General features: G+C 76.1%; 8 protein-coding genes. 7 read left to right on the plus strand and 1 reads right to left on the minus strand.

Features of this window, described 5'->3' with window-relative positions; all coding sequences use genetic code 11:
* Positions 1-746, minus strand: a 746-nt coding sequence (locus tag ACLIYP_RS26945) for a GNAT family N-acetyltransferase (protein WP_412715704.1), incomplete at its 3' end; no start/stop codon positions are given.
* Positions 747-985: 239 nt separating this feature from the next.
* Between ACLIYP_RS26945 and ACLIYP_RS26950 the strand changes: the two genes are divergently transcribed.
* The 7 genes from ACLIYP_RS26950 to ACLIYP_RS26980 form a co-directional block, all read left to right on the plus strand.
* Positions 986-1843, plus strand: a complete 858-nt coding sequence (locus ACLIYP_RS26950) for a universal stress protein (RefSeq protein ID WP_412715705.1) — start codon at positions 986-988, stop codon at positions 1841-1843.
* 121 nt (positions 1844-1964) lie between these two features.
* Complete coding sequence (gene ppdK, locus ACLIYP_RS26955) at positions 1965-4619, plus strand: pyruvate, phosphate dikinase (protein ID WP_412715706.1); 2655 nt, start codon at positions 1965-1967, stop codon at positions 4617-4619.
* 179 nt (positions 4620-4798) lie between these two features.
* Entirely contained in the window at positions 4799-5776 is a 978-nt protein-coding gene (locus ACLIYP_RS26960; protein WP_412715707.1) for a universal stress protein, read from the plus strand.
* Positions 5773-6294 (plus strand): flavodoxin domain-containing protein, encoded by a 522-nt coding sequence (locus ACLIYP_RS26965; protein WP_412715708.1) that lies wholly within the window; start codon positions 5773-5775, stop codon positions 6292-6294. The genes ACLIYP_RS26960 and ACLIYP_RS26965 overlap by 4 nt, the downstream gene beginning before the upstream one ends.
* Before the next feature lie 47 nt (positions 6295-6341).
* Complete coding sequence (locus tag ACLIYP_RS26970) at positions 6342-7025, plus strand: DUF4389 domain-containing protein (protein WP_412715709.1); 684 nt, start codon at positions 6342-6344, stop codon at positions 7023-7025.
* A complete protein-coding gene (locus ACLIYP_RS26975) occupies positions 7022-7402 on the plus strand; it encodes a hypothetical protein (protein WP_412715710.1) in 381 nt (126 codons plus the stop codon). The genes ACLIYP_RS26970 and ACLIYP_RS26975 overlap by 4 nt, the downstream gene beginning before the upstream one ends.
* A gap of 166 nt (positions 7403-7568) precedes the next feature.
* Positions 7569-10343: cation-translocating P-type ATPase (locus tag ACLIYP_RS26980; protein ID WP_412715711.1), on the plus strand; the 2775-nt coding region annotated here is incomplete at its 3' end.

Genomic DNA, 10343 nt, shown 5'->3' on the forward strand with positions numbered 1-10343 from the left:
AGGCCGCGCAGGACGGCGCGGCCCGCCGCCCCCTCCTGCCCGCCGGCGCCGACCACGACGAGGGAGCGGGGCCGCAGCAGCGGGCGGAGGCTGGCGGCGTCGGCGGTGCGGGCGCGCTCGTCGACGGCGGTCAGGTAGTGCTCGTCGGGGTCCAGCCGGATGGTCCAGCGCACCTCGCCGCCGTCGTAGCGGCGGGTGGTGTGCAGCCCGAGGTCGGCGAAGACCTTCTGCACGGCGTGGTTGTCGGCCAGGGCTCCGGCGGTGAAGGCGGTGACGCCCGCGGCGCGGGCGGCGTGGACGAGGTGTTCGAGCAGCAGGGTGCCCACGCCGCGGTGGTGGAACTCGTCGGTCACCGCCAGCGCGACCTCCGCGGTGCGGCCCGTGCCGCCTCCGCCGCCCGCGCCGTCCTCGCCCTCGCCCTCGTACTCGGCGATCCCCACGGGCCGCCCCTCGTGGAGGGCCAGCAGGGCCAGGCTGCCGGGGCGGGGCGGTCCGCAGACGCGGCGGGCGGCCTGCCGGCCCAGTTCGCGGCCGGAGCCGAAGAACCGCAGGCGCAGGTTCTCGGGCGACATCCGCTCGTACAGCCCGTCGACGCCGGTGCGGTCCTCGGGGCGGGCGGGGCGGATCTCCACGGTCCGGCCGTCGGCCAGCAGCGCGTGGGCCGGCCGTACGGGGTGTGCGGCGCCCGCGGTGTCCGCTGTTGCCGTGATGTCCTTGGTGCCCGTGGTGCCCGTGGTGCCCGTCATGGCCGGTCCCCTCTCCTTCTGCCTCGCTCTCCAGGGTCGTACGGGTGCGGGGCCGCTCCCAGGGCCGGCAGGGGTGCGGCGGGGGGCCGTTCGGCCCCGGCGGGGCGGGGCGGGACGGCCGGCAGGCCGGTCGGTCCCACCCGTAGGGACCTGTGTCCCCTCGCGGTGGCGGGTACCCGGCCGCAGCCTGGAGGTGGAGCGGACGGCCGCTCCGTCCGGAAGGCTTGGAGGTACACACCATGACCCGCACCGTCACCGTGGGCCTGGACGGCTCGCGCGAGAGCCTGGCCGCCGCGGAGTGGGCGGCCCGCGAGGCGCTGCGCCGCACGCTGCCGCTGCGGCTCGTGCACGTGAAGGAGAACGACTCCCACCCGAAGGTGCTGTCCGGGATGGACCCGGAGGCGCGGGAGCGGTGGGAGGCGCTGCCGGACGAGACGGCGGCCGACCTGGCCCGCAGGCACCCCCCGCTGGAGGTCGCCGTGGAGCGGCTGGCCGGCCGCCCGGCGGAGGTGATCAGGGACTCGGTGGGCGAGGCGGAGCTGCTGGTCCTGGGGTCGCGGGGCCGCGGGACGCTGACGGGCTTCCTGGTGGGCTCGGTGGCGCTGTCCACCGTGGCGCACGTGGAGTGCCCGGTGGTGCTGGTGCGGGCCGGGACGGCCGAGCAGGACACCGGCGACGTCGTGGTGGGGCTGGACCTGTCCAGGCCGCGCGACGAGCTGCTGGAGTTCGCCTTCGACGCCGCCGCCCGGCGCGGGGTGCCGCTGACGGTCGTCCACGGCTGGGACCCGCCGCCGGTGTACGGGATCAACCCGGTGGCCGTGAACCCCCACCTGATCGACGATCTGGCCGAGGAGAAGGCCGACGCCCTGACCCGTGTGCTGGCCCCCTGGCGGGAGAGGCACCCGGAGGTGGAGGTGAGGCCGCAGGCCGTGGTCGGCAGGGCCGCCCACCACCTGCTGGAGGCCGCCGAGAACGCCTCCCTGCTGGTCGTGGGGCGCCGCAACCGCCGCGCCCGGCTGGGTTTCCACACCGGACCGGTCACCCACGCCCTGATGCACCACTCGCCGGCGCCGGTGGCCGTCGTACCGCACGACTGAGCCGTATCCGGTGCGGCCGGGCCCGCCCGGCCGCACCGGGGCCGCGAACCCGTCCGACCGAGGTGCTCCGCCGCCGGGCGCAGGCCCGCACGGGCGCCGAACCGCTGAGGAGACCGTGACCATGGTCCGCTACGTCCAGGACTTCACCGAGGGCGGCCGGGAGCAGGCAGACCTGCTCGGGGGCAAGGGCGCCAACCTCGCCGAGATGACCCGCATCGGCCTGCCCGTGCCGCCCGGTTTCACCGTCACCACCGAGGCGTGCCGGGCCTATCTGGCCACCGGCTCCGAGCCCGAGGGGCTGGAGCGGGAGCTGGCCGGGCACCTGGCGGCGCTGGAGCGGGCCGCCGGCCGCAGGCTGGGCGACCCGGACGATCCGCTGCTGCTGTCGGTGCGCTCCGGCGCCCGCTACTCCATGCCGGGGATGATGGAGACGATCCTCGACATCGGGCTGAACGACTCCTCCGTGCACGGGCTGGCCCGGACCTCCGGGCACGAGGACTTCGCCTGGGACTCCTACCGGCGGCTGATCCAGATGTTCGGCACCACGGTGATGGGGATCGACGGGGCGCTGTTCGCCGAGGCGCTGGCCCGCCGCCCCGACCCGGGGCAGCGGCGGCTGCTGGTGGAGGACTTCCGCCGCATCGTGCGCGAGCGGACGGGCGAGGAGTTCCCGCAGGACCCGGCCGAGCAGCTGCGGCGTTCGGTGCGCGCGGTGTTCTCCTCCTGGAACACCGAGCGCGCCCGGGTCTACCGCCGTCGCGAGCACATCCCCGAGGACCTGGGCACGGCCGTCAACGTCCAGACGATGGTCTTCGGCAACGCGGGCCCGGACTCGGGCACCGGTGTGGCCTTCACCCGCGACCCGGCCACCGGGCTCCAGGGCATCTACGGCGACTACCTGGCCGACGCCCAGGGCGAGGACGTGGTCTCCGGGGCGCGCAACACCGTGCCGCTGGCCGAGTTGGAGCGCCTGCACCCCCAGTGCTACGCGCAGCTGTGCGAGTACATGGAGAGGCTGGAGCGGCACTACCGGGACCTGTGCGACATCGAGTTCACCATCGAGCGCGGCAGGCTGTGGATGCTGCAGACCCGGGTGGGCAAGCGCACCGCCGAGGCCGCCTTCCGCATCGCCGCCCAGCTTGCGGACGAGGGGACGATCAGCTGGGACGAGGCCCTGGACCGGGTCGGCGGCGAGCAGCTCGCCCGGCTGATGTTCCCGCGCTTCGACACCGCCGTAGCCGGTGAGCCGCTGGCCCGCGGGGTGCCGGCGTCCCCCGGCGCGGCCTTCGGGGCGGTGGTCTTCGACTCCGCCGAGGCCGCCCGCCGGGCCGCGGCCGGCGAGAAGGTGGTGCTGGTGCGCGGCGAGACCACGCCCGACGACCTGCCCGGCATGGTGGCCGCCCAGGCGGTGCTGACCAGCCGGGGAGGCAAGACCAGCCATGCGGCCGTGGTGGCCCGGGGCATGGGCCGGGTGTGCGTGTGCGGCGCCGAGGCCGTCGAGATCGACGTCGCCGCGCGCCGCTTCACCGTGGACGGCACGGTGGTCGCCGAGGGCGAGACGGTCTCCGTGGACGGGTCGGCCGGCGCCGTCTACCTGGGTGAACTGCCCCTGGTGGGCTCCCCGGTGATGCGGTACTTCGAGACGGGGGAGCGGCAGCCGGGCGTGGTCGACGCGGTCGCCCGGCTGATGGAGCACGCCGACGCCACGCGCCGCCTGGGCGTGCGGGCCAACGCCGACACGCCCGAGGACGCCGAGCGGGCCCGCCGCTTCGGCGCGCGGGGCATCGGCCTGTGCCGTACCGAGCACATGTTCCTGGGGGAGCGGCGGCGCCTGGTGGAGGCGATGATCCTGGCCGGGGACGACACCGAGCGCGAGAAGGCGCTGGCGGCGCTGCTGCCGCCGCAGCGCGAGGACTTCACGGCCATGCTGGAGGCCATGGACGGGCTGCCGGTCACCATCCGTCTGCTGGACCCGCCGCTGCACGAGTTCCTGCCCGACCACACCGAGCTGGCGGTGCGGGTGGCGTCCGCCGAGGCGGCCGGGGGCGATCCCGACCCGCACGACGTGCGGCTGCTGAGCGCGGTGGAGCGCATGCACGAGCACAACCCGATGCTGGGGCTGCGCGGCGTGCGGCTGGGCCTGGTGGTGCCGGGGCTGATCGCCCTGCAGGTGCGGGCGGTGGGCGAGGCCGTGGCGCGGCGGCTGCGCGCCGGCGGCGACCCGCGGGTGGAGATCATGGTGCCCCTGGTGGACACCTCCGACGAGCTGCGGCTGGTGCGCGACGAGGTGGACGCCGTACTGGCCGAGGTCTCCCGGGAGACGGGGGTGGAGGTCACCTGCCCGGTCGGCACGATGATCGAGCTGCCCAGGGCGGCGCTGACCGCGGACCGGATCGCGGCCGAGGCCGACTTCTTCTCCCTGGGCACCAACGACCTGACCCAGACCACCTGGGGGCTGTCCCGCGACGACGTGGAGGCGTCGTTCTTCTCCGACTACCTGGAGCGGGGCATCCTCCAGGACTCGCCGTTCGAGACGCTCGACCGGCAGGGGGTGGGCCGACTGGTGCGGATCGCGGTCGAGGAGGGCCGGGCCGCCCGGCCGGGGCTGAAGGTGGGGGTGTGCGGGGAGCACGGCGGGGATCCCGAGTCCGTGCACTTCTTCCACCAGGTGGGCCTGGACTACGTCTCCTGCTCCCCCTTCCGGGTGCCGGTCGCCCGGCTGGAGGCGGCCCGCGCGGCACTGGATCCGGGCCACGCGCGGTCGACGACCGCCTGACGGCCGTACGGGCGCCGTACGGGCGCCGGGCGGGGACGGCCCCGGGCGGGCGGCGGCCGGGGCCGCCCGCTCCACCGGACGGGCGGCGGATCCCAGGCGGAAAAGGACTTTTCCGGTAAGGCTGGTGGAGGGCGGCGGGCGAAACGCCCGCCGCGTGCGGCAGAACGGGAGGAGCGACGATGGAGGCCAACCCAGCCGGACCCCGGGGCCACGTGGCCGTCGGGGTGGACGGCTCCCGGCACGCCGAACTGGCGCTGGAGCAGGCGGCGGCCGAGGCGCGGCGCCGCGGGGTGCCGCTGGAGGTCGTGCACGGCCGCCCCTGGGCCGCGCTCCCGCAGGCCGGTGCGGAACCCGCCGCGCACACCCCCTCCCGCGAGGACGCCCAGGCGCTGGCGGAGTCGTCCGCCGAACACGCCCGGCGTCTGGCCCCGGGGCTGGAGGTGGTGGCCTCGGCCGTGGACGAGGAAGCTCCGGACGCCCTGGTGCGCCTGAGCCACCTGGCCGGCCTGACGGTGGTCGGCTCCCGCGGACTGGGCGGTTTCACGGGCCTGCTGCTGGGGTCGGTCGGTCTGCGCGTCGCCGCGCACACCGCCGGGCCGCTGCTGGTGGTGCGCGGCGACCTGCCGCCGGAGCACAACCGCGTCCCCCACGGCACCGTGCTGCTGGGCGTGGAGAGCGGCGCCGACGCCGACGCGGTCGCCCTGGCCTTCCGCGAGGCCGCCGCCCGCAAGGCGCGCCTGATGGCGCTGCACGCCTGGGTCTACCGGCACCTCGCCCCGCCCGGGGAGCCGCTGGTGCCCACCAGCCCGCGGCGCGAGGACATCGCCCGGGTCGCGCGCGCCGAGGCGGCGGCGGCCGAAGGGGTGCTGGCCCCGTTCCGCGGCCGCTACCCGCAGGTGCGCGCGGAGGTCAGGGCCGTCAACGGAGGCGCCGCCCACGCGCTGGTCGAGGCCAGCGAGGCGGCGGACGTGGTGGTGGTCGCCGTCCACCGGCGGCGCGGCCGGCTGGCGATGCGGCTGGGCCCGGTGGTGCACTCCCTGCTCCACCACGCCCGCTGCCCGGTGCTGGTGGTGCCGGTCCCGCTCGGCGGAGGGGACGGGGGACACGGAGAGGGCGGGGGCCACGACGGGGACCACACCGAGGAGGGAACGACATGACCGTACTGGTGGGATACGCCAGCGCCCACGGCTCCACCCGCGAGATCGCCGAGCGCATCGCCGCCCGGCTGTCCGAGCGGGGCGTCCGGGCCGAGACCGCGTCCCTGGACGCGGTCGGCGACGCGGGCGGCTACGACGCCTACGTGCTGGGCAGCGCCGTCCACGGGATGGCCTGGCTGCCGGAGGCCACCGGATTCGTCCACGCCCACCGGGAGCTGCTGGCCGGCTGGCCGGTGTGGATCTTCAGCGTCGGCATGCCCGCGGCCCTGCGCGGCCCGTGGAAGCCCATGGCGCCCAAGGAGGAGCCGAAGGTGACCGAGGAGGTGCTGGCCGACCTCTCCCCCCGCGACCACGCCATGTTCTCCGGGGTCGTCGCACCGGAGCACCTGCCCGGCGCCGGACGCGCGATCTTCCGGGCGATGGGCCTGCGCTACGGCGACTACCGCGACTGGGAGGCGATCGACGCCTTCGCCGACACCGTCGCGGGCTCCCTGCACCCGGCTCCCGGCAGCCCCTGACCACCCGCGGACACCCCAGAACGAAGGAGCTGATCACCGTGTTCCCCATGGCGGAAACCGGGACCCACCGGCCCGTGGCGGTGGAGGCGGAGCTGGACGAACCGCTGTCGAGGTGGCTGTGGCTGGTGAAGTGGATCCTGCTGATCCCGCACTTCGTCGTGCTGTTCTTCCTGTGGATCGCGTTCTTCGTGGTGACCGTGATCGCGTTCTTCGCGATCCTGTTCACCGCGCGCTATCCCAGGCCGCTGTTCGACTTCAACGTCGGTGTGCTGCGCTGGAGCTGGCGCGTGGGCTTCTACTCGACCGCCGCGTTCGCCACCGACCGCTACCCGCCCTTCAGCCTGGGCCGGGAACCGGACTACCCGGCGCGGCTGGACGTCGCCCACCCCGAGCGGCTCTCGCGCGGCCTGGTGCTGGTCAAGTGGTGGCTCCTGGCGATCCCGCACTACATCGTGGTCGGCTTCTTCGTCGGCGGCGGCGGCGCCGGAGGCGGTACGGAGGAGCAGTGGTTCTGGTCCGCCGGGCTCATCACCGTCCTGGCGTTCATCGCGATCATCGCCAAGGCCTTCACCCGCACCTACCCCGGGGAGCTGTTCGACCTGATCACCGGGCTCAACCGCTGGGTGCTGCGGGTGGCGGCCTACGCGGCCCTGATGACGGACGCCTACCCGCCCTTCCGGCTGGACAAGGGCGGCTCGGAGCGAGGGCCGGAGCCGGAGTCCGCGCGGTGATCAGGGCGCTGGTGGTGGTCTTCCTCCTCGCGCACGCCCTGGTGCACTTCAGGGTCTGGGTGACGCCTCCGGACCCCGACAACCCGCCCCCCTTCGCCCCCGGCCACTCCTGGGTGCTCGCCGCGGCCCACGTGACCGAGGAGACCTCCCGGGCGGCGGCGACGGCCCTGGCCGCGGTCACGGGCCTGCTGTACGCCGTCGCGGGCGTGGCCCTGCTGGCGGACGCCGGCTGGTGGGCCCCGGCGGCCGTGGTGGCGGCGGCGGCCGGACTGGTGCTGAAGGTGGTCTGGTTCAGCCCGTGGCTGCTGCTGGGCATCGCGCTGGACGCGGGCGTCGTCCTGGCGGTGACGCTGACCTGGCCCGCCTCCCTGTACTGATCCGGCCCGTACCGGCCGGGCCGTCCGGCGGCATGGCGTGCGGACCACGCGGTACCGGCAGGGGCGCCGTCGCGCACGGTGCCCACGCCGCACCACCGCACCACCCGCCCCCACCACCCGCACGCCCGTACGGCCGGGCGGCCACCGTGACGAACCGGAGCAGATCATGCAGGACCCGCCCGCCCTCCCCGCCGCGCGCCCGGACGGCCTCACCGAGGACGAGGCCGCCCGGCGGCTGGCGGAACGGGGGCGCAACGAGGTGGGGCGGCCCCCGGGCACGCCCCTGTGGGCGCGGGTGGGCGCACAGCTGCGCGATCCGCTGATCCTGGTCCTGCTCGGCGCGGTGGTGCTGACGCTGCTGACCGGGGACCACGGCGACACGGCCGTCATCGCCCTGGTGATCGTCGCCAACACGGGCGTGGGAGTGGTCCAGGAGGTGCGCGCCGACAACGCGATCGCGGCGCTGACCGCCATGTCCGCACCCGTGGCCCGGGTGGTGCGCGGCGGCGCCGAACGGGAGGTGCCCTCGGCCGAGGTGGTGCCCGGCGACGTGCTCCTGCTCGGCGAGGGCGACATCGTCCCGGCGGACGCGCGGCTGCTGCACTCCTGGGTCCTGTCGGTGGACGAGTCCGCGCTGACCGGCGAGTCCGTTCCCGTGGACAAGGACGTGCGGGCCGGCGGACCGGAGGCCGGCGCCCTGCGGGCGGGCACCGTCGTCGTACGCGGCCGGGCGGTGGCCCGCGTCACCGCCACCGGGGCGGACAGCGCGCTGGGCCGCATCGCCGCCCTGCTGCGCCCCCGCCGCGAACCCACCCCGCTCCAGCGCCGCCTGGCGGGCCTGGGCCGGGTGCTCGCCGCGGTCACGGTGGCCCTGTGCCTGCTGGTGCTGCTGATGGGCCTGGCCCGCGGGCAGTCGCTGGAGACGATGGCCGTCACCGCGATCAGCCTGGCCGTGGCCGCCGTCCCCGAGTCCCTGCCCGCCGTCGTCACCCTCGCCCTGGCCCTCGGCGCCCGGCGGATGGCCGCCCGCAACGCGCTGGTGCGGCGGCTGCCCGCGGTGGAGACCCTCGGCTCGGTCACCGTGCTGGCCACCGACAAGACCGGCACCCTCACCGAGGGGCGGATGGTCGTGGAGCGGGTGTGGACCCCCGAGGGCACCGTCCGCCTCACCGGCGGCGGGTACGAGCCGGCCGGCGAGATGCTGTCCGGCGGCGGCAGTGGCAGCGGCGACGGGCCGCCCGCCCCCGCGGCGGCCCGGGCCGTACGCGCCCTGCTGACCGCCGCCGCGCTGTGCAACGACGCCGCGCTGCGCCCCCCGCACGACGACGAGGAGCGCTGGACCGCGCTCGGCGACCCCACCGAGGCGGCGCTGCTGGCCGCGGCGTCCAAGGCCGGCCTGGACCGCGCCGAGGTGCTGCGGGAGCACCCCCGGATCGGCGAGGTGCCCTTCGACAGCCTGCGCAAGCGCATGACCACCGTCCACCGGGAGCCCACCGGCGGGCGCCTGGTGTGTCTCAAGGGCGCCCCCGAGGCGGTCCTGAACGCCTCGCTCCTGGACGAGACGCCCCCGCGGCTGGAGCGCGCCCACCGGGAGGCCGCCGCGCTGTCGGCGGAGGGCTACCGCGTCCTGGCCGTGGCGTCGGGCCCGCTCGACGGGACGCCCGGCCGCTGGGAGGAGGCCGAGAGCGGGCTGCGGCTGCTGGGGCTGGCGGCGCTGAGCGATCCGCCCAAGGAGGTGGCCGGGGCCACCGTCGCCGCCTGCCGGGAGGCGGGCATCACCCCCGTGATGATCACCGGGGACCACCCGGCCACCGCCCGTGCGATCGCCGCCCGGCTCGGCATCCTCGACCGGGGCCCGGGCCCGACCGGAACCGACGGGACCGCGCCCACCGAGCCGCCCGAGGTGGTCACCGGCCGCGCACTGGCCGCCGGACGGGTCGCCGACCCGTCCACGGTGCGGGTGTTCGCCCGCACCGACCCGCAGCAGAAGGTGGACATCGTCCAGGCCTGGCGGGCGCGCGGCGCGGTGACGGCCATGACCGGCGACGGCGTCAACGACGGACCGGCGCTGCGGCAGGCCGACATCGGGGTGGCGATGGGGCGGCGGGGCACCGAGGTCGCCCGGCAGGCCGCCGACCTGGTGCTGGCCGACGACGAACTGCGCACGGTGGTCGCGGCGGTGGAGGAGGGGCGCCGGGTCTACGACAACATCCGCCGCTTCCTGCTCTACGGCATGGCCGGGGGAGCGGCGGAGATCCTGGTGATGCTCGTCGGCCCCTTCCTCGGCCTGACGGTGCCGCTGCGGGCGGGCCAGATCCTGTGGATCAACCTGCTCACCCACGGTCTGACGGGCGTGGCCATGGGAGCCGAACCGGTCTCCCCGAACGCCATGCACCGCCCGCCGCGCCCCTCCGGCCAGCATGTGCTCGGCGACGGGCTGTGGCTGCGGATCCTGCGGCTGGCCGTGCTGGTGACGGCCGCCTCCCTGGCGGCGGCGCTGTGGGCGCGCGACGCCGGGCAGCCGTGGCAGACCACGCTGTTCCTGGCCCTGCTGGCGGCCCAGCTCGGCGTCGTGCTGGGCCTGCGGGAGCGGCTGCTGACGAGAGAGAACCCCTTCCTGCCGGCGGCGGTGCTGGCCGCGGTGGTGCTGGGCGCGGCCACCGTCGTGGTGCCCTTCCTGGAGGAGGTGCTCCGCACCGAGCCGCTGGGCCCGTCCGCCCTGGCGGCCGTCGCGGCCGTCGCCGCGGCCGGGTTCGCCGCGGCCCGCTTCGAGAGCCGCTTCACGCGCGACGTGGAGCAGCTCATCGCCTGGAGCCGCGACGCGGACGCCCCCGCCCCCGACACGGTGGCCGAGGCGGTCTTCCTCGACGACCGCCTGGACAGCCTGGCCACGCGCAACAGCGCCGCCTACAACGGCGTCTACGCCCTGCTGGTCAAGCAG

Origin of the sequence: Streptomyces nanhaiensis (assembly GCF_046614825.1) — a bacterium.
Taxonomy (GTDB): domain Bacteria; phylum Actinomycetota; class Actinomycetes; order Streptomycetales; family Streptomycetaceae; genus Streptomyces; species Streptomyces radiopugnans.

What these genes read in the sequence shown, in the direction of transcription:
- ppdK (WP_412715706.1), top strand. Translation starts at nt 1,965, where the DNA reads ATGGTCCGCTACGTCCAGGACTTCACCGAGGGCGGCCGGGAGCAGGCA.
- ACLIYP_RS26960 (WP_412715707.1), top strand. Translation starts at nt 4,799, where the DNA reads ATGGAGGCCAACCCAGCCGGACCCCGGGGCCACGTGGCCGTCGGGGTG.
- ACLIYP_RS26950 (WP_412715705.1), top strand. Translation starts at nt 986, where the DNA reads ATGACCCGCACCGTCACCGTGGGCCTGGACGGCTCGCGCGAGAGCCTG.
- ACLIYP_RS26970 (WP_412715709.1), top strand. Translation starts at nt 6,342, where the DNA reads ATGGCGGAAACCGGGACCCACCGGCCCGTGGCGGTGGAGGCGGAGCTG.
- ACLIYP_RS26965 (WP_412715708.1), top strand. Translation starts at nt 5,773, where the DNA reads ATGACCGTACTGGTGGGATACGCCAGCGCCCACGGCTCCACCCGCGAG.